This is a genomic window from Rathayibacter sp. VKM Ac-2926 (assembly GCF_022815565.1).
Lineage (GTDB): Bacteria > Actinomycetota > Actinomycetes > Actinomycetales > Microbacteriaceae > Rathayibacter > Rathayibacter festucae.
Genome location: NZ_JALGRS010000004.1, coordinates 155645 through 174074 on the forward strand (window position 1 = coordinate 155645; position 18430 = coordinate 174074).

An 18430-nucleotide genomic window follows, 5' to 3' on the forward strand; every position below is an offset into this window, starting at 1 on the left:
CCCGGAACCGCGCGGTGCGGCCCGGCGGCGTGCACACTGGGGAGGTGACGAGCCCCACCGACCCCGCGCTCCGGATCCGCGAGCTGCCGATCCCCGAGCACCCGGGCGCCGAGGGCTGGGACGACTTCGTCACCCTCACCGCGATCGGCAACGCCGTCGAGGCCGAGGGCACCGGCACGGACGAGCTCGGCTTCCCCGCCGAGACGAACCTCGGCGAGTGGCGGCAGCAGGAGTTCGACCCGCGCCGCGCGTTCCTCGCCGAGGTCACGACGGACGACGGAGTCCGCGCGGTCGGCAGCGGCGAGCTGCACTGGAGCACCGAGGAGGGCGACGACGCGGCCTGGCTGGCGTTCTCCGTCCTCGCCGCGGAGCGCGGGCACGGCGTCGGCTCCGCCCTGCTGGAGCGGCTCACGGCGGAGGCGCACGCGCTCGGGCGGACCGTGCTGCAGACCTGGACGGCGCACCGGGCCGACCGCTCGGGGCCGCGCCTGGCCGCGCGCTCCGGGGCGGGCTCCGTTCCGGCCGACGACCCCGGCGCGCGCTGGCTCGCCTCCCGCGGCTGGGTGCTGGAGCAGGTGGAGCGGGTCAGCGCGGTGCGGCTGCCGCTGGATCCCGTGCTCGCCGCGTCCCGGCGTCGCGGTGCCCTGGCGCACGCCGAGGGCTACGAGCTGCGGCACTGGAGCGGCGCGACGCCCGCGGAGCTCGTCGACGGGATGCTCGCCCTGCGCGCGAGCATGTCCGCGCAGGCGCCCACGGCCGGGCTGTCGGTGCCGGAGGAGACCTGGACCCGCGAGCGCCTCGAGGCGCACGACCGCGAGTCGACCGCCGGTGGACGGGTGGAGCTGACCTCGGTCGCCCTGCACGAGGGCCGGCCGGTCGGCTACTGCACCGTCGACGTGCTGCCCGGCCGCGCCGCGCTCTGGGGCGCGACGCTCGTGCAGCCGGCGCACCGCGGGCACCGGTTCGGCATGCTGCTCAAGCTCGACGCGCTCGAGCATCTGGCCGTGGCCGATCCGGACTGCCGGGCCGTCTACACCTGGAACGCGGAGGAGAACCGGCCGATGCTCGCCGTCAACGAGGCCGTGGGGTTCCGCGCGATCGCGGTGGAGGGCCAGTGGCGGCTCGACGAGGTGGCGCCGTGATCCCGCTGGTGGAGCCGGGGCCGCCGCTGACCGCCGCCGAGCGCGAGCGCTTCGCCCGGCAGATCCGGCTGTCGCCGCTCGGCGAGCTCGGGCAGCGCCGCCTGCGGAACGCGCGGGTGCTCGTCCTCGGCGCGGGCGGCATCGGCTCCCCGGTGATCACGGCGCTCGCCGCAGCCGGAGTCGGGCACCTCGGGATCGTCGACGGCGACGTCGTCGAGGCGTCGAACCTCGCGCGGCAGACGGCGCACGACGAGTCGTCGATCGGCTCGTCGAAGGCGGAGTCCGCGGCGGCGACCGCGCGGCGGCTCTCCCCCGGGATCGACGTGCAGGCCTTCCCCGTCTCCTTCACCGGTGCGAACGCCGACGCGCTCGTCGCGGGCTGGGACGTGGTGGTCGACGGCTTCGACACCTTCGGCTCGCGCTACCTCGCCTCGGACGCGACGACCCGGGCCGGCGTTCCGCACGTCTGGGGGTCGGCGCTCGGCTTCGACGGGCAGCTGTCCACCTTCTGGGCGGCCGCGCCGGGCGGCGGGGTCACATTGCGCGCCCTGCATCCCGGCGCCGAGGACGCGGCCGACAGCTGCGCGACGGTCGGGGTCCTCGGCTCGCTCTGCGCGGCGATCGGCTCAGCGATGGCGAGCGAGGTGGTCAAGCTCGTCTCGGGCGTCGGCGAGCCTCTATTCGGCCGGGTCGTCGTGCACGACGCGCTGGACGGCTCGTGGAACGAGCTGCCGCTGGCCCGCGCGGTGCCGCCGGTGGCTGCGGTGCTCGCCGTGGCCGGAGCGGTGACCGCCGACGAGCTGCGGGCGCGGCTCGCCGGGCCGACGCCGCCGACGGTCGTCGATCTGCGGGAGGACGACGAGGACCGCTCCGTCGCGATCCCCGGGGCCGTGCGGCTGCCGATGTCGCGGTTCGATCCGGCGCTGCTGCCCGCGGGGCCGCTGGTGCTGCACTGCGCCTCGGGTGTGCGCTCGCGGATCGCGGCCGACCGGGCGGCGGCGGTGGGGATCGCCTCGGACTCGCTGCTCGGCGGGATGGTGGGCTGGCGCTGATCCGACTGCCGGTCGGAGGCTCGATTCGCAGGTCGTCCGCGTTCCCTGTGCCGTCTCGCCGCGTGGCACGGCCGACCGGAGCCGGCATCTCCTGCACAACGGACGGGCACCTGCACAGCGGCGAGAGGGGTCAGCCGCCGGCGAAGGGCGGCAGGACGTCCACCGACGCGCCGGTGGGCAGCGGAGTGGCGCGGTCGGTCGTCGAGACGCCGTCGACCAGGTAGCTGCAGCGGGCGAGGACGTCGGCGGCGGACGGCGCGGAGGCGACGAGCTCCGCCTCCAGGGCGGCGAGGTCGGAAACGCCCTCGAACTCGTCGGAGGCGCGCCCGAGGGCGGCCTTCGCCGCGGCGAAGTAGCGGACGCGCACGCTCAGCCGCCGATCGCGCTCATGGTGCGCTCGGGCTGCACGAATCCGGCCCGGTTCATCTCGTGGCCGGCCGGCTTGGCCCACATCGCGCCGCGCCAGAGCTGGGCGACGTGGTGGTCGTCGGCGCCGGAGCGCATCGCGCCGAGCAGGTCGGTCTCCTCGTTGGAGAAGAGGCAGCTGCGGACGCCGCCCTCGGCGGTGAGCCGGGTGCGGCGGCAATCGCCGCAGAACGCCTCGGTGACGGAGGCGATGATGCCGACGGTGCCGAGCAGCTCGTCGGAGCCGATCGCGCGGACGTCGAAGAGCTCGGCGGGCGCGCCGTCGCGCGGCGCGGCATTCGGCGTGAGGACGAAGCGCTCCGAGAGCAGGTCTCGGATCATCGCCGCCGTGATCATGGTGGAGCGGTCCCAGCCGTGGTCGGCGTCGAGGGCCATCTGCTCGATGAAGCGGAGCTGGTGCCCTCCGGCGAGCGCCCAGGCGAGCAGCTCGGGCGCCTCGTGGTCGTTGATCCCGGGCAGCAGAACCGCGTTGATCTTGGTCTGCTGGAGCCCGGCGGGGCCGAGCGCGTCGATGCCGGCGAGGACCCGGTCGAGGAAGGGGCGGCGGGTGACCTTCGCGAAGGTCTCGGCGCAGATGGAGTCGAGCGAGACGTTCACGCGGTCCAGGCCCGCGTCGGCGAGCGACTGCGCGCGGCCGGAGAGGCCGATCGCGTTGGTGGTCAGCGAGATCTCGGGGCGCGGCTCGATCGCGGCGACGTCGCGGATGATGTCGACGAGGTCCTTGCGCAGCAGCGGCTCGCCGCCGGTGAAGCGGATCTGGCGGACGCCGAACTGCTCGACGGCGATGCGGGCGAGGCGGACGATCTCCTCGCGGTTCAGCAGCGAGGCGGGCGGCTGGAACGGCAGGCCCTCGGCCGGCATGCAGTAGGTGCAGCGGAGGTTGCAGCGATCGGTGAGCGAGATCCGCAGGTCGTCGGCGACGCGTCCGTAGCTGTCGAGCAGCAGCGGGGTCTCGGGCCGCTCGGCCGGGAGGACCGCACCGCGTGGGCGGGGCCGGATGCCGGGGATCCCGAGTGCTGTGCTCATCCGGACAGACTACGCGCCGGATCCGGGCCGGAGCGGGCAAGATGGAGACGTCCCTGCCGCCGGTCAGGAACGCCTCCGCCCCGTCAGGAACGCCCCGCCCCGTCAGGAACGCTTTCGCCGGCCAGGACCTCCGAGAGGACCCGATGACCTCGATCGATCTGCACGCCGCCCGTGTGCGCGCACTGCTCTCGCCGCTGGCCACCCGCGGCGCCCGCGAGACGCTGGCGCTCGCTCCCGCCGCCGTCGCCGCCGACCCGGGCGCGTACGACCGCCGGGTGCTCGCGCGCTCGGTCGACGCGCCGCTGGATCTGCCGCGCTTCGACAACTCGCAGATGGACGGCTTCGCGGTGCGCGCGGCGGACCTCGCCGCGGCGAGCGCCGGCAGCCCGGTCTCGCTGCCCGTGGCCGCGCCGATCCCGGCCGGCGACCGCGCTCCCCGGCACGAGGCGGGCACCGCGGTGCCGATCATGACGGGCTCGCCGCTGCCGGCCGGGGCCGACGCCGTCGTCGCGATCGAGACCGTCGACCCGCCGCGCTTCCCCGCCCCGGGCAGCACCGACGCCCAGGTGGCGTTCTCGCGCCCCGTCGTCGCTGCGGCCTTCGTCCGCGCCCGGGGCAGCGACGCGAGGCAGGGCGAGCTCGCGCTGCCCGCCGGCACCGTCCTCCGCGCCGCGCACTACGGCCTGCTCGCCTCGCTCGGCCTGACCGAGGTCGAGGTGCTGCCTCGCGTCCGCGTGCTGGTCGTGCCGACCGGGCACGAGATCCGCGCGGCCGGCTCGGAGCTCGAGGACGCGCAGATCTACGACGCCAACGGCTCGCTGCTGGCCGAGGCGGTCCGCGAGGCGGGTGGCCTGCCGACCGTGGTGCCCTGCGGCAGCGACCGGGCGGAGGACCTCCTCGCGCTCCTCGACGCGCACGCGGCCGAGGCCGACCTCGCGATCACCGTCGGCGGGGTCAGCGCGGGCGCCTACGAGGTCGTCCGCGACGCGCTCGGGGCGGCCGGCTCCGAGTTCGGCCACGTCGCCGTGCAGCCGGGCGGTCCGCAGGGCCTCGGGCTCGTCCGGGTCCGCGACGACCTGCACCTGCCGATCGTCTCGCTGCCGGGCAACCCGGTCAGCGCCCTGGTCTCCTTCGAGCTGTTCCTTCGGCCCGTGCTCCGCTCGCTCGCGGGCCGGCTGCCGGCCGAGCGCCCGCGGCTGCGCGCCCGGCTGGCCACGCCGCTCGACTCCCCCGGGCACCTGCACCAGATCCGGCGCGGCACCCTCGACGACGAAGGGCTCGTGCACGCCGTCGGCGGCCCGAGCTCGCACCTGCTCGCGTCCTACGCTCGATCGAACGTGCTCATCCACGTCCCGATCGGGACCGAGCACGCCGCGACCGGAGACACGGTCGAGATCTGGAGGATCGATGACTGACACGACGGACACGACCGGAAGCGTCGGGACCACCGACGGCACCGAGCTGACCCACGTCCGCGGCGACGGCGCCGTGCACATGGTCGACGTCGGCGGCAAGCAGGTCACCTCGCGGGTCGCGGTCGCGGAGGGGTTCGTCGAGACGACCCCCGACGTCGTCCGCCTCCTCGCGCAGGGCGAGCTGCCCAAGGGCGAGGCGCTCGGCGTCGCGCGCATCGCCGGGATCATGGGCGCCAAGGCCACCTCCGCGCTGATCCCGCTCTGCCACCCGCTGGTGCTCGACGGCGTCGACATCGACCTCGAGCCCGGCGACGACCGGGTCCGGATCGAGGCGCGCGTGCGCACGAGCGGCCGCACCGGCGTCGAGATGGAGGCGCTCACCGCCGTCAGCGTGGCCGCGCTCACCGTCTACGACATGATCAAGGCCGTCGACCGCGGCGCCGTCATCACCGGGATCCGCGTCCTGGCGAAAGAGGGCGGCAGGAGCGGCTCATGGAGCCGGTCGTGAGCCGCACCGCAGTCGCGGTGGTCGCCTCCACCCGCGCCGCCTCGGGCGTCTACGAGGACCGCACCGGTCCGGCGCTGCTCACCTGGTTCGAGAGCCGCGGCTGGAGCGGCCGCGTGGTCGTCGTCGCCGACGGCGACGCGGTGGGCGAGGCGATCTCCGATGCGCTCTCGGCCGGCATCGACGTGGTGATCACCACCGGCGGCACGGGCGTCGCACCGAGCGACGTCACTCCGGAGCAGACCGCGCCGCTGCTCGAGCGCGAGCTGCCCGGACTCGCCGAGGCGATCCGCGCGCGCGGGGCAGGCCATGTCCCCACCGCCGTGCTCAGCCGCGGGCGCGCGGGAGTCAGCGGCCGGAGCGTCATCGTGAATCTGCCCGGTTCTCCCGGCGGCGTCCGCGACGGCATCGAGGTGCTCGAGCCGATCATCGGCCACGTGCTCGACCAGCTGGGCGGGGGCGATCATGTCCGCTGATCCCGTCGCCCTGGCCCGGATCGCCCGCGACCCCGTCACCGTCGACGAGTGCGAGCACGCCGTCGAGTCGCCGACCCACGGCGCCGTCGTCACCTTCGCCGGGATCGTCCGCGACCACGACGAGGGCCGCGGGGTGCTCCGGCTCTCCTACGAGGCGCACCCGGAGGCGCCGGCCGCCCTGCTCGCCTCGGCCCGGCGGATCGCGGAGCGGTTCCCGGAAGTCCGCGTCGCCGCGGTGCACCGGGTCGGCGACCTCGTCGTCGGCGATCTCGCGCTCGCCTGCGCCGTCGCCTCCGCCCACCGCGCCGCGGCCTTCGAGGCCTGCGCGGCGCTGGTCGACGACATCAAGGCGACCGTGCCGATCTGGAAGGAGCAGTCGTTCGTCGACGGCAGCTCGGAGTGGGTCGCGTCGCTCGGCTGAGCCTCCGCGGCGGGCTCGGAAACACGAGCGTCACACGTCTGAGGTTCACTGGGAGGAGCGCGCCGTCGGCGCACGGAGCGGAGGGCGCGGCATGGACCTGAACACGATCCAGCGCGTGCGCGTCGTCCGCGAGCGCGCCGACCTGGCCGCGATGGGTCCGCGCACTGCGGTGATCGGCGGCGGGTCCTGGGTGTTCTCGCTCCCGCACGACCACCTCGACGAGCTGCTCGACCTGCAGGGCTTCGGCTGGGAGCCGTACCGCGAGACGGCCGAGGGCCTGTCGATTGCGGCGACCTGCACCCTCGCTGAGCTGTCGGCGATGCCGGACGGCGGTCGGCCCGCGCACCCGCTCTTCTTCCAGTGCTGCACGGCGCTGCTGGGCTCCTTCAAGATCTGGAACGTCGCGACCGTCGGCGGCAACATCGCCAACGCACTCCCCGCCGGGCCGATGATCAGCCTCGCCGCGGCGCTCGACGCCGAGGCGCTCGTCTGGCGCGCGGACGGCTCCGACGCTCTGGTGCCGGTCGCCGAGCTGGTCACGGGCAACATGACGACCTCGCTCGGGCACGGCGACGTGATCCGCTCGATCGAGTTCCCGCGCCGGGCGCTGGCGGCGTGGACCGCGTACCGGAAGATCGCGCTGTCGCCGCTCGGGCGCTCCGGAGCGCTCGTCATCGGCCGGGTGGACGCCGACGGGGAGGTCGTGGTCACGGTGACCGCCGCGACGATCCGGCCCGAGGTGCTGCGGTGGACGGCGCTCCCGACGTCCGAGGAGCTCGACGCCGCGCTCGGCGGGATCACGACCTGGTTCACCGACCCGCACGGCGCGGCCGACTGGCGGCGCGCGGTGGTGGGCGTGCTGGCCGAGGAGATCCGCGGCGAGCTGGGCGGAGCGGACCAGCCGGCGACGAGCGGCGAGACCAGCCCGACCGCGGGAGACACCGCATGAGATTCACCGTCAACGGCGAGCCGGTCGACGCATCGCCCCGCCCCGGCCAGGTGCTGCGGACGCTGCTGCGCGACCACGAGCACTTCGAAGTCAAGAAGGGCTGCGACGCCGGCGACTGCGGCGCCTGCTCGGTGCTCGTCGACGGCACGCCCTTCCACTCCTGCCTCTACCCCGCGCACCGCATCGAGGGGCGCGAGGTCACCACCGCCGCGGGACTCGGCACTCCGGAGGAACCCGGCGCGGTGCAGCAGTCGTTCGTCGACCACGCCGCGTTCCAGTGCGGCTTCTGCACCGCCGGCATGGTCGTCACCGCGAGCGCCCTCGAAAGGACGCGCGAGGAGGACCTCCCCCGCCTGATGAAGGGGAACCTCTGCCGCTGCACCGGCTACCGGCCGATCCGCGAGGCGCTGTCCGAGCACCTCTGCGAGCCGCCCACCGGGCTGACCCCCGTGCGGCGCACCGGGCGCACCTCCGCCGACGAGTCGCGGGTGGGCCGCTCGCTCGGCGCCCCGGCCGGCCGCCGCATCGTCTCCGGCCACGAGCCGTACACGCTCGACGTCGCCGTGCCCGGGCTGCTGCACCTCAAGGTGCTGCAGAGCCCGCACGCGCACGCCCGCATCCTCTCGATGGACACCGCGGTCGCCGCGACGATGCCCGGCGTCGTCGCCGTGCTGACCGCCGCCGACGTGCCGGACATCCTGTACTCCACCGCGCGGCACGAGTCGCGGCTGGACGACCCCGACGACACCCGGATGCTCGACACCGTCGTGCGCTTCCGCGGCCAGCGGGTCGCGGTCGTCGTCGCCGAGTCGGTAGGAGTGGCCGAGGCCGCCTGCCGCGCGATCGAGGTCGAGTACGAGCTGCTGCCCGCGGTCTTCGACCCGGAGGAGGCGCGCGCGCCCGGTGCCCCGCTCCTGCACGCGGACAAGGACCCGATCGCCTCGCGCATCGCCGACCCCGGCGCGAACGTGGTCGCCGAGCTGCACGGCGAGTACGGCGACGTCGCCGCCGGCCTCGCCGAGGCGGACGTCGTCGTCGAGGGCCGGTGGACCACCTCCCGCGTCGCGCACACCGCGCTGGAGACGCACGGCACGATCGGCTGGCTCGAGGGCGACGAGCTGGTGCTGCGCACCTCCACCCAGGTGCCGTTCCTGGTCCGCGACGAGATCGCGCGCATCTTCGACCGCGACCCCGCGAGCGTGCGGGTCTTCACCGCGCGGGTCGGCGGCGGCTTCGGCGGCAAGCAGGAGATCCTCACCGAGGACGTCGTCGCACTGGCCGTGCTGGCGACCGGGCGGCCGGTGCAGTTCGAGTTCACCCGCTCCGACGAGTTCACGATGGCGCCCTGCCGGCACCCGATGCGGGTCGACGTCACGCTCGGCGCGCGCCGCGACGGGCGGCTGACCGCGCTGAGCGTCGATGTGCTCTCGGACACCGGCGCCTACGGCAACCACGGCCCCGGCGTGATGTTCCACGGCACGTCGGAGTCGGTCGCGACCTACACGGCGCCGAACAAGCGCGTCGACGCGCAGGCGGTCTACACGAACAATCTGCCCTCGGGCGCGTTCCGCGGCTACGGCCTCGGCCAGGTGATCTTCGGCATCGAGTCGGCGATGGACGAGCTCGCCGGCGAGCTGGGGATCGACCCGTTCGAGCTGCGGCGGATCAACGCGGTCAAGCCGGGCGAGCCGCTCGTGGTGACCCACGTGGAGGGCGACGACATCGGCTTCGCCTCCTACGGGCTCGACCAGTGCCTCGACCTCGCGGAGGCGGCGCTCGACCGCGCGACGGGGTCCGAGGCTCCCGAGGGACCGGGCTGGAGCACCGGGCGCGGCATGGCGGTCGCGATGATCGCGACGCTGCCTCCGCGCGGCCACTTCTCGGAGGCGACCGTGTCGGTCGACGCCGAGGGCGTGCTCACCATCGGAGTCGGCACCGCGGAGTTCGGCAACGGGACGACGACCGTGCACACGCAGCTCGTCGCGAGTGCGTTCGGGGCCTCGGCGGACCGGGTGCGGATCCGCCAGTCCGACACCGCCGCGGCCCGGTACGACACGGGCGCGTTCGGCTCCGCGGGGACGGTCGTCGCCGGCAAGGCCGTGTACAGCGCGGCGCTGCGGCTCCTCGCCGACCTGCGCTCGCTGGCGAAGCGGCTCACCGGTCACGACGGGAGCGAGTTCGAGCCGGACGACGAGGGGCTCCTCGCCGCCGACGGCACCCGGGTGAGCTACGCGGACCTGGTGCTCGCGGCCGGCGGACAGGTGTCGGCCACCGGCAGCGAGGACGGCGCGCAGCGCTCGCTCGCCTTCAACGTGCAGGGCTTCCGCGTGGCGGTGCACGCGCCGACCGGCGAGGTGCGGATCCTGCAGTCGGTGCAGGCGGTCGACGCGGGCTTCGTGATCAATCCGGCGCAGCTCCGCGGGCAGGTCGAGGGCGGCGTCGCCCAGGCGATCGGCTCGGCGCTGTACGAGGAGGTGATCCTCGACGGCGAGGGCACCGTGACGACGGCGATCCTGCGGAACTACCACATCCCGCAGATGGCCGACGTGCCGCCGGCCGAGGTCTACTTCGCCGACACGGCCGACGATCTGGGCCCGTTCGGCGCGAAGTCGATGAGCGAGGCGCCCTACAACCCGGTGGCGCCCGCACTCGCCAACGCCGTCCGCGACGCCGTCGGCGTCCGGCCGCACGCCCTGCCCGTCTCCCGCGACCGCGTCTGGCGCCTGCTGCACCCCGACGCGGCCCCGGTCCAGGCGGTCGACGCGGGCGCGCCTCCCGGCTGACCTGAGCGGCGGCCGTGGCCACGGCCGCCCATGCTGGTCGAGTAGCCCCGCAGGGGCGTATCGAGACCCACCACCGCCAGCACGAGGTGTCTGCAGACCGCCCCACGGACGACCGTGGATCTCGATACGCCCGCTTCGCGGCCTACTCGATCAGCAAGAACGGGCGGGCCGCCGCACGGGTCGCTCCCTCAGCGGCGGAGGGTGGTCCGCAATCCGGGCCGTGCTCAGTCAGACGCGCGCCGCCAGCTCCGCGCTCGCGCGGGCGACCTCGCGGGCGATCGCGTCCTCGTCCGTGGTGACGAGGTGTCCGTCCGCGACCACGGGCCGCCCGTTGACGAGCAGCAGCGTCAGCGGCGGCTGCGCCCCGAGAGCGAGCGCCGCGACCGGGTCGGCGATGCCGGCGTGCTCGATCCCGTCGATCCGCCACAGCGCCAGGTCGGCGAGCTTGCCCACCTCGATCGAGCCGATCTCGTCCTGGCGGCCGAGCACGCGCGCGCCGCCGATCGTCGCGATCGAGAGCGCCTGCCGCGCGCTCATCCGGTCTGCGCCGGCGCGGAGCCGGTTCATCAGCACGGCCGCGCGGATCTCGGAGCCCAGCTGCCCGGACTCGTTCGACGCCGCGCCGTCCACGCCGAGCCCGACCGGCGCCCCGGCCGCCAGCAGCTGCGGGATCGGCGCGATGCCCGCCGCGAGCCGCGCGTTCGACGACGGGCAGTGGGCGACTCCGGTGCCCGTGGCCGCGAACTTCGCGATCGCGTCGTCGTCGAGGTGCACGCCGTGCGCCATCCAGACGTCGTCGCCCAGCCAGCCGAGCGACTCCAGGTAGTCCGTGGGCGACATCCCGAAGGCCTCGCGGGTGTAGGCGTCCTCCTCGACCGTCTCGGACCCGTGCGTGTGCAGGCGCACGCCGAGCTGCCGGGCGAGGACCGCCGACTCGCGCAGCAGGTCCGGCGTCACCGAGAACGGCGAGCACGGCGCGATCGCGACGCGCACCATCGCGTCGAACGAGGTGTCGTGGTAGCGCTCGACGGCCTCGCCGCTCGCCTGCAGCGCCGCCGCGGTCGTCTCGACCGCGAAGTCCGGCGGCAGCCCGCCCTGCGACTCGCCGAGATCCATCGAGCCGCGCGTCGCGTGCAGCCGCAGCCCCAGCGTGGTGGCGGCGTCCACGATGCCGCCGACGATGTCGCCGGAGCCGCGCGGGAAGACGTAGTGGTGGTCGCCGACGGTGCTGCAGCCCGAGCGGGCGAGCACCCCCATCGCACCGAGCGAGGCGGACCGGGTCAGATCGGCGTCGATCCGCGACCAGGCGGGGTACAGCGCGACGAGCCAGTCGAAGAGGATCGAGTCCTGCGCCCAGCCGCGGGTCAGCCACTGGTACAGGTGGTGGTGAGTGTTGACGAGTCCGGGGGTCAGCAAATGCCCACGACCGTCGACCCGGGTGAGCAGGACCGGCTCCGCGGACGGGAGACCGGTCGGCGCCCGGCCGTCGAGCGCCCAGGCGGGCGGCTCCCCCGCGCCGACGGCGACGATCCGCCGGTCGTCGACGACCACGTGGCCGCCGGGGTGCTCGGCTCCCGCAGCATCGACGGTGGCGACGTGGGCTCCGGTGATGACGTGACGCTGCATCCTCCGAGCATGGCAGCGCGGTGTTTCGCGGCGGTTTCCTCCGCCCCGGCCCGTCCTCGTCAGGGCCGTTCCGGACCGCTGCTCAGCGCGCGAAGAACCAGATCGCGAAGGGAGCAGCCGTCCACGAGCGCGTCGTCGTGCGGACGGTCCACCTGCCGGAGCGGTCCGTCGAGGACCGCGCGTCGTCGGCACGGCACGCACTCGAGGCGGATGAAGGCCGACGGAGGGGGACGGACGCGGAGCGACGGGGCATCACTTCACGTCCGTCCCCTCGAGGCGGCCCGCCCGCGCCCGACGAACGTCAGGGCAGCCGGGCGGACCGCCGCCGAGCCGGGCGTGCTCTAGAAGGCGGAGCCGGGGATGCGGAGGTCGAACGTGCTGGTCGGCGCGGAGACCGACCCCACCGGCGTCCTCGCCGTCCAGGTGCTCGACAGAGCCACAGAGCCGCGCTGGACATCCTCCACGGTGACGACGCGGCCCTTGATGACGACCGTGGAGACCGTGTCGACGTCCAGGTTCACCTTCTTCGGACCGACATCGCGCAGCGGCATGTCGCCGGTGTTGAAGAACGAGTAGACGACGGTGACCGGCGTGCCCGCTCCGACGGCGGTCCCCGGCGCGACGTCGAACGAGGCGTAGGTCTTGACCTTCAGCCCGGGGTGCACGGCTGCTCCACTCCCCGTCAAGGAGGAGAAGGTGAAACCGCCGTCGGACGCCGCGGCGGCCGACGGCGCCGCCGCACTCCCGCCGCCCGTGACGATGCTCTTCGCCGGGCTCGTCGGGGCTGCGACGTCCGGGGTCGGGTCGGCGAGTGCGGCCGGGGCGAGGCCGCCGGCGAAACCAGCGACGAGCGCGAGGGTCGCGACGGTCGAGCGACTTCCGCGCGCGGGACGGGCGGCGGTGAGGGAGCGGGTGGGTTCGGTCATGGTGACTCCTGGTTCATCGTGCTGAGGGTGAGCGGCGGAGCGACGCCATGCTGGCATCGCGCCCATCGCGCTGTCCTCTCTGTGGCACGGACTGAGGAGCCCGGCAGCTCGCGTGACCCGCTGGCACCTTCTGTCTCAGCGCGAGGCGTGAATCGGCCCCGACCGCCCCGCCAGCGGCGCGCCCGATGCCCCGGCGCGCACCGCCAGCACCTCCGCGAGGATCGAGACCGCCGTCTCCTCCGGCGTCGACGCGCCGATGTCCAGGCCGATCGGCGAGTGCAGCCGGGCGAGCGACTCCTCCGCCACCCCGGCCTCGCGCAGCAGCCGCAGCCGCCGCTCGTGCGTGCGCCGGGAGCCCATCGCGCCGATGTAGGCGGCGGGCAGCGTCAGCGCCGTCTCGAGCAGCGGCACGTCGAACTTCTCGTCGTGGGTGAGCACCGCGATCACCGTGCGTTCGTCCACCTCCGTCGCCGCGAGGTAGTCGGACGGCCACTCGACCACGACCTCGTCGGCGCCCGGGAACCGCTCCGCCGTCGCGAACACCGGCCGCGCATCGCAGACCGTCACCCGGTAGCCGAGCAGCGCCCCGGCCGCGCAGAGCGCCGCGGAGAAGTCGACGGCGCCGAAGATCAGCAGGCGCGGCTTCTCGGCACTCACGACGTAGGTCACCTCGAGCTCGACGCCCTGGCAGGCGATCTCGACCGTCGCCGAGCGGCCCGAGGCCAGGCGCGCGGCCCGCTCGGCCAGGATCCTGCGCACCGTGTCCTCGTCCAGCGACGGTCCCACCACGTCCTGTGCGCGGGTCGCCCCGGTGAGCACCAGGCCGACGAGCTCGTCCGGCCCGCCGACGATCATCGCCAGTCCCGCCGGCCGCCCGGCCCGCGCGGCCCGCAACTCGGCCAGCACCGCACCCGAGCCCGCGTCGACGACGTGGCCGAAGACCCGCAGCTGCCCGCCGCAGGAGAGACCGGCCGCGAACGCCGCCTCGTCGTCGAAGCCGAAGTGCTCCGAGCCGGAGCCGCCGGAGCCGAGCACCTCCTGCGCGAGCGCGTAGGCCTGGGCCTCGACGCAGCCGCCCGAGATGGAGCCGATGGCGCTGCCGGCCGCGTCGACCGCCATCGACGAGCCGAGGGCGCGCGGTGCCGAGCCGAAGACGTGGGTGACGGTGACCACGGCGACGCTCTCGCCCGCCTCGACGCGCGCGAGGAGCGGTACGGCGAGTTCGAGCACGGCGGCCTCCGACGTCGACGGGCGGGAGGGCGCAGAGCCGGGTCGTGCGGCCGGCGGGCGCTCACACGCGGGAAACATGCCGAGTATATGGTCGAACCCATGCCCGACGACTCCCCCTCGCTCGACCTCGTGATCCGCTCCTCCGCCGTCCTCACCGAGAACGGGACGCGGCCCGCCAGCGTCGCCGTCGCGGGCGGTCTCATCGTCGCCGTCGGCGACATCGACGCGCCCTGGAAGACCCTCGAGGAGGTCGTCCTCCCCGCCGGCCAGGTGCTGCTGCCGGGGATCGTCGACACCCACGTGCACGTGAACGAGCCCGGCCGCACCGAGTGGGAGGGCTTCGCCTCCGCCACTCGTGCGGCAGCGGCCGGCGGCGTCACCACGATCATCGACATGCCGCTGAACTCGATCCCGCCGACCACCACCGTCGCGGGGCTGGGCGCCAAGAAGGCCGCGGCCGGTCCGCAGGCGCTCGTCGACGTCGGCTTCTGGGGCGGGGCGATCCCGGAGAACCTCGGCACCCTGCGCGAGCTGCACGACGCGGGCGTCTTCGGCTTCAAGTGCTTCCTCTCGCCGAGCGGCGTCGACGAGTTCCCGCACCTCAGCACCGAGCAGCTGTTCGCGGCGATGGCCGAGATCGCCGCGTTCGACGGCCTGCTGATCGTGCACGCCGAGGACCCGGACGAGCTCGAGGCGAGCGCCAACGCCGGCGGCACCTCCTACGACGCCTTCGTCGACTCCCGGCCGCCCGCCTCCGAGAACTCGGCGATCGCGAGCGTGATCCAGGCCGTCCGCGAGACGGGCGGGCGGGCGCACATCCTGCACCTGTCCTCCGCCGAGGCGCTGCCGCTGCTGCGCGAGGCGAAGGCCGAGGGGCTGCGGATCACCGCGGAGACCTGCCCGCACTACCTCACCTTCGATGCGGAGACGATCCCCGACGGCGGCACGCAGTTCAAGTGCTGCCCGCCGATCCGGGACGAGCGCAATCGCGAGCTGCTCTGGAAGGGCCTGCTCGACGGCACGATCGACCTGATCGCCTCCGATCACTCCCCCGCCACGGCCGAGCTCAAGTTCGCGCACGACGGCGACTTCGGCCTCGCCTGGGGCGGCATCTCCGGGCTCGAGCTGAGCTTCCGCGCGGTCTGGACGGGCGCGCGCGAGCGCGGGATCCCGCTGGAGCAGGTCGTCGCCTGGATGTCGACGGCGACCGCCGCCTTCGCCGGGCTCGGGCAGAAGGGGCTGCTGCGCGCCGGAGCGGACGCCGACCTGGTCGCGTTCGAGCCGGAGGCGGCGTCGCCGGTGGACGTCGACGCGCTCTCGCACAAGAACAAGGTCTCCGCCTACGACGGACGCGTGCTGCGCGGCGCCGTCGCGGCCACCTGGGTCGGCGGAGTCCGGGTCACGGACGGCAGCGAGGCGCCGGTCGGCCGGCTGCTCGAGCGGCCCTGAGCCGTCACCGGCGGCGGAGTCGCAGCGACGGGGCCGGGCCGCGTGTTCCGGTCACGTTTCCGCCGTGTGAACTCCCGCGGTTCCGGGCGTGGTTCCGGGCGGATCGCACAAGACTCGGGTGAGGCGGGCGCCGGACGCTGAGTGCTCCGCCGGTGCGACGGGATCGCCGCGGGCGGCATCCTGGCAGACGGGCACCGCCCGGCCGCGCGACCGCGGACGCCCGCAGAGCCCCACGAACCACCGAACGCGAACAGGAGCGGACATGTCGATCATCCTCGGAGACCACCAGTACGGGAAGGCCGAGAACCGCGTCGTCCGGATCTACCGCGACAGCCCCCGGCACGAGATCCACGATGTGAACGTCTCGACCGCCCTGCGCGGCGACTTCGCGGCCGCGCACCTCACCGGCGACCAGTCCGCGGTCCTCCCCACCGACACCCAGAAGCAGACCGCCTACTCCTTCGCCAAGGAGAAGGGGCTGCGCTCGATCGAGGCGTACGGCCTCGAGCTGGCCCGGCACTTCGTCGACGGCACCGAGACCGTGCACGGCGCGCGGATCGAGATCGAGGAGTTCGCCTGGGAGCGCGTCCTGGTCGACGGCGCCGAGCACGACCACACCTGGGTCCGCAAGGGCCAGGAGGTGCGCATCGCCTCCGTCACCGTCGAGGGCACCGGCGACGCGCAGCAGGTCTGGATCACCGGCGGCTTCAAGGACCTGACGATCCTCAAGTCCACCGGCTCGGAGTTCCACGGCTTCCTGACCGACCCGTACACGGTGCTCCCGCCGACCCGGGACCGCGTGATGGCGACCTCGCTGGTCGCGAAGTGGCGCTTCGCCCTCAGCGACGAGGAGATCGCCGCGAGCGACTGGGAGGCCGTCTACGCCGGAGTGAAGGCGCTGATGATCAGCCGCTTCGCCACCGTGCACTCGCTCGCCCTTCAGCAGACGCTCTTCGAGATGGGCAAGGCGGTGCTGGAGGAGTTCCCGCAGATCGTCGAGGTGCGCCTCTCGGCCCCGAACAAGCACCACTTCCTCTACGACCTCTCGCCCTTCGGCGTCGAGAACGACAACGAGGTCTACCACGCCGCCGACCGGCCGTACGGGCTGATCCAGGCCGCTGTCACCCGCGACGACGCGCCGGACGCCGGGCCCGCCTGGTACGCGTACTCGGGACTGGTGTGAGCGGAGGGTCCGGTCCGGGCGCCGGTTCGCGCGGCGTGCACCGCGGCCACGTCCTGCACGTGGCCGGCCGGCCCACCGTCGAGACGGCGGAGGCGGCCCTGGTCTCGATCCCGGACGGCGCACTCGTCGTCGGCGACAGCGGGACGATCCTCTGGGTCGGACCGCACGCCGCCCTCCCCCGCGACTACGCGGACTGGCCGGTCACCGGCGACGCGGGCGCGTTCCTCCTGCCCGGCTTCGTCGACACGCACCTGCACTTCCCGCAGACGTACTCGACCGACGCGTTCGGCGGCGGGCAGCTGCTGGAGTGGCTCGACACCGCGATCTTCCCGGCGGAGTCGCGGCTCGCCGACGAGGAGTTCGCGAGCCGCATCGCACGCGCCTTCACCCGCCGCCGGGTGAGCGCCGGGACGACCGCGGCGATGGTCTTCGGCTCGGCGTTCCCGCACGCGCAGGACGCGCTGTTCGAGCGGAGTGTCGAGGCGGGGCTGCGGACGGTGTCGGGTCGCGGACTGCAGACGGTCGGGCCGCCGTCGGCCGCGGCGCTGCTGACCGGCGAGGACGAGGCGCTCGCGCTCGTCGCCGAGGAGGTCGACCGCTGGCACGCGGTCGACACCGGCGACCCCTCGACGGCGCTGCAGCAGGTCGCGATCGTCCCCCGCTTCTCGCTGTCGGTGAGCCCGACGACGCTCGCCGGGCTCGGCGAGCTCTACGACGGCGTCCGCGACCTCGGCGTGTACGTGCACAGCCACCTCAACGAGAACGACCGGCCGGGCGACGGCGAGATCGCGGCGGTCCGCGCGAGCTTCGGCACCCGCAGCTACCTGGACACCTACGACGGGCTGTTCCTGCCCGGCTCGCGGCGCGGCGGCTCCTCCCTGCTCGGCCGGCGGACGATCCTCGCGCACGCGGTGCACTGCCAGGACGCGGAGCTGCACCGGATGGCCGCGACCGGCACCTCGATCGCGCACTGCCCGACCTCGCAGCAGTTCCTCGGCTCGGGCACGATGCCGTGGCGGCGTACCGCGGCGGCGGGCGTGACGATCGCGCTCGGCAGCGACATCGGCGCCGGCGACGAGTGGCTGCTCGCGCGGGTGGCCAACGACGCCTTCAAGGTGCACCTGTCGGAGGAGGGCGACGCGTCGATCGCGCTGCACCCGGCCCAGCTGCTCTTCACCGCGACGCTGGCCGGTGCCCGCGCGCTCGACATGGAGGAGCGCTTCGGCAACTTCGACCTCGGCAAGGACGCGGACTTCCTCCGCATCGAGCCCGACCGCTGGGAGCCGCTCGCGGAGGTGCTCGCCCTCGGCGTCCGCGCCGACGACCCGGAGGAGGCGACGGCCCAGCTGCTGTTCGCCCTGCTCCTGGGCCTGCGCGAGCCCGCCATCGCGGCGGTCCACGTGCAGGGCCGCCGCGTCGTCGCTCCGTCTCTGTAGCCCCGGGGCCCCTCACTTCTGGTCGAGGAGCGCCGCGGCGCCCTTTCTCATGCTGGTCGAGTAGCCCCGGAGGGGCGTATCGAGACCCACACGTCCGAACGGTGGGCGGATCTCGATACGCGCGCTGCGCGCGCTACTCGATCAGCGAAGAAGGAGCTGCCGCGCTGAATAGACCGACTCCGCGCTGGCCGAACAGCCCCGCAGGGCCCGCCTTTCATGCTGGTCGGACAGCCCTCAGGGCCCGCCTTTCATGCTGGTCGAGTAGCCCCGCCAGGGGCGTATCGAGACCCACGCGTGCAGACAACGGCGGATCTCGATACGCCCGCTTCGCGCCCTACTCGACCAGCGAAGAAGGAGCTGCCGCGCTGAAGCGACCGACCCCGCG

16 protein-coding genes are annotated in these 18430 nt (G+C 74.3%); 11 read left to right on the forward strand and 5 right to left on the reverse strand.

The window, feature by feature from the left end:
• Window positions 1-44: 44 nt before the first annotated feature.
• Window positions 45-1142 (forward strand): GNAT family N-acetyltransferase, encoded by a 1098-nt coding sequence (locus tag MT351_RS20245; RefSeq protein ID WP_132437820.1) that lies wholly within the window; start codon window positions 45-47, stop codon window positions 1140-1142.
• Complete coding sequence (locus MT351_RS06935) at window positions 1139-2194, forward strand: ThiF family adenylyltransferase (protein ID WP_132437819.1); 1056 nt, start codon at window positions 1139-1141, stop codon at window positions 2192-2194. The genes MT351_RS20245 and MT351_RS06935 overlap by 4 nt, the downstream gene beginning before the upstream one ends.
• Before the next feature lie 130 nt (window positions 2195-2324).
• Here the strand turns inward: MT351_RS06935 and MT351_RS06940 are convergent, their stop codons facing one another.
• The gene (locus MT351_RS06940; RefSeq protein ID WP_207901822.1) at window positions 2325-2561 is read right to left on the reverse strand and encodes a MoaD/ThiS family protein; all 237 of its coding nucleotides are present in this window, start codon (window positions 2559-2561) and stop codon (window positions 2325-2327) included.
• A gap of 2 nt (window positions 2562-2563) precedes the next feature.
• Window positions 2564-3646, reverse strand: coding sequence for a GTP 3',8-cyclase MoaA (gene moaA, locus MT351_RS06945; protein WP_132437818.1), 1083 nt, complete (start codon window positions 3644-3646; stop codon window positions 2564-2566).
• A gap of 143 nt (window positions 3647-3789) precedes the next feature.
• Between moaA and glp the strand changes: the two genes are divergently transcribed.
• The 6 genes from glp to MT351_RS06975 all read left to right on the forward strand — a co-directional run bounded on the left by glp (window position 3790) and on the right by MT351_RS06975 (window position 10195).
• Window positions 3790-5061, forward strand: coding sequence for a gephyrin-like molybdotransferase Glp (gene glp / locus MT351_RS06950; RefSeq protein ID WP_243581683.1), 1272 nt, complete (start codon window positions 3790-3792; stop codon window positions 5059-5061).
• Window positions 5054-5569: a cyclic pyranopterin monophosphate synthase MoaC gene (gene moaC / locus MT351_RS06955; protein WP_279398109.1), complete on the forward strand. Its 516-nt coding sequence runs from the start codon at window positions 5054-5056 to the stop codon at window positions 5567-5569. The genes glp and moaC overlap by 8 nt, the downstream gene beginning before the upstream one ends.
• Window positions 5566-6042: a molybdenum cofactor biosynthesis protein B gene (locus tag MT351_RS06960; RefSeq protein WP_123704769.1), complete on the forward strand. Its 477-nt coding sequence runs from the start codon at window positions 5566-5568 to the stop codon at window positions 6040-6042. The genes moaC and MT351_RS06960 overlap by 4 nt, the downstream gene beginning before the upstream one ends.
• Window positions 6032-6463 (forward strand): molybdenum cofactor biosynthesis protein MoaE, encoded by a 432-nt coding sequence (locus MT351_RS06965; RefSeq protein ID WP_123703271.1) that lies wholly within the window; start codon window positions 6032-6034, stop codon window positions 6461-6463. Before MT351_RS06960 ends, MT351_RS06965 begins: the two co-directional genes overlap by 11 nt.
• 91 nt (window positions 6464-6554) lie before the next feature.
• Window positions 6555-7412 (forward strand): FAD binding domain-containing protein, encoded by an 858-nt coding sequence (locus MT351_RS06970; protein WP_243581684.1) that lies wholly within the window; start codon window positions 6555-6557, stop codon window positions 7410-7412.
• Window positions 7409-10195 carry a molybdopterin-dependent oxidoreductase gene (locus MT351_RS06975; RefSeq protein ID WP_243581685.1) on the forward strand — a complete coding sequence of 929 codons (2787 nt, stop codon included), beginning with the start codon at window positions 7409-7411 and terminating at the stop codon, window positions 10193-10195. The genes MT351_RS06970 and MT351_RS06975 overlap by 4 nt, the downstream gene beginning before the upstream one ends.
• Before the next feature lie 228 nt (window positions 10196-10423).
• On the opposite strand, the gene MT351_RS06980 is transcribed toward MT351_RS06975, so the two are convergent.
• The 3 genes from MT351_RS06980 to MT351_RS06990 all read right to left on the reverse strand — a co-directional run bounded on the left by MT351_RS06980 (window position 10424) and on the right by MT351_RS06990 (window position 13977).
• Complete coding sequence (locus MT351_RS06980; RefSeq protein WP_243581686.1) at window positions 10424-11821, reverse strand: 8-oxoguanine deaminase; 1398 nt, start codon at window positions 11819-11821, stop codon at window positions 10424-10426.
• A 341-nt stretch (window positions 11822-12162) separates the two neighbouring features.
• Window positions 12163-12747, reverse strand: coding sequence for a hypothetical protein (locus tag MT351_RS06985; protein WP_243581687.1), 585 nt, complete (start codon window positions 12745-12747; stop codon window positions 12163-12165).
• A gap of 135 nt (window positions 12748-12882) precedes the next feature.
• Complete coding sequence (locus MT351_RS06990; protein ID WP_243581689.1) at window positions 12883-13977, reverse strand: XdhC family protein; 1095 nt, start codon at window positions 13975-13977, stop codon at window positions 12883-12885.
• Between the two features lie 99 nt (window positions 13978-14076).
• On the opposite strand from MT351_RS06990, the gene allB reads away from it, so the two are divergent.
• From allB to MT351_RS07005, 3 genes are all read left to right on the forward strand, one after another.
• A complete protein-coding gene (gene allB / locus MT351_RS06995; protein WP_132437810.1) occupies window positions 14077-15426 on the forward strand; it encodes an allantoinase AllB in 1350 nt (449 codons plus the stop codon).
• Window positions 15427-15688: 262 nt separating this feature from the next.
• Window positions 15689-16609, forward strand: a complete 921-nt coding sequence (gene pucL, locus MT351_RS07000) for a factor-independent urate hydroxylase (RefSeq protein ID WP_123735510.1) — start codon at window positions 15689-15691, stop codon at window positions 16607-16609.
• Window positions 16606-18045: an amidohydrolase family protein gene (locus MT351_RS07005; protein WP_243581691.1), complete on the forward strand. Its 1440-nt coding sequence runs from the start codon at window positions 16606-16608 to the stop codon at window positions 18043-18045. The genes pucL and MT351_RS07005 overlap by 4 nt, the downstream gene beginning before the upstream one ends.
• Window positions 18046-18430 lie beyond the last annotated feature (385 nt).

Bases quoted from the DNA above. Each gene is read 5' to 3' on its own strand.
- glp (WP_243581683.1), top strand. From the start codon at position 3,790: ATGACCTCGATCGATCTGCACGCCGCCCGTGTGCGCGCACTGCTCTCG.
- allB (WP_132437810.1), top strand. From the start codon at position 14,077: ATGCCCGACGACTCCCCCTCGCTCGACCTCGTGATCCGCTCCTCCGCC.
- moaC (WP_279398109.1), top strand. From the start codon at position 5,054: ATGACTGACACGACGGACACGACCGGAAGCGTCGGGACCACCGACGGC.
- MT351_RS06980 (WP_243581686.1), bottom strand. From the start codon at position 11,821: ATGCAGCGTCACGTCATCACCGGAGCCCACGTCGCCACCGTCGATGCT.
- MT351_RS06965 (WP_123703271.1), top strand. From the start codon at position 6,032: ATGTCCGCTGATCCCGTCGCCCTGGCCCGGATCGCCCGCGACCCCGTC.
- pucL (WP_123735510.1), top strand. From the start codon at position 15,689: ATGTCGATCATCCTCGGAGACCACCAGTACGGGAAGGCCGAGAACCGC.
- moaA (WP_132437818.1), bottom strand. From the start codon at position 3,646: ATGAGCACAGCACTCGGGATCCCCGGCATCCGGCCCCGCCCACGCGGT.
- MT351_RS06975 (WP_243581685.1), top strand. From the start codon at position 7,409: ATGAGATTCACCGTCAACGGCGAGCCGGTCGACGCATCGCCCCGCCCC.
- MT351_RS06985 (WP_243581687.1), bottom strand. From the start codon at position 12,747: ATGACCGAACCCACCCGCTCCCTCACCGCCGCCCGTCCCGCGCGCGGA.
- MT351_RS06970 (WP_243581684.1), top strand. From the start codon at position 6,555: ATGGACCTGAACACGATCCAGCGCGTGCGCGTCGTCCGCGAGCGCGCC.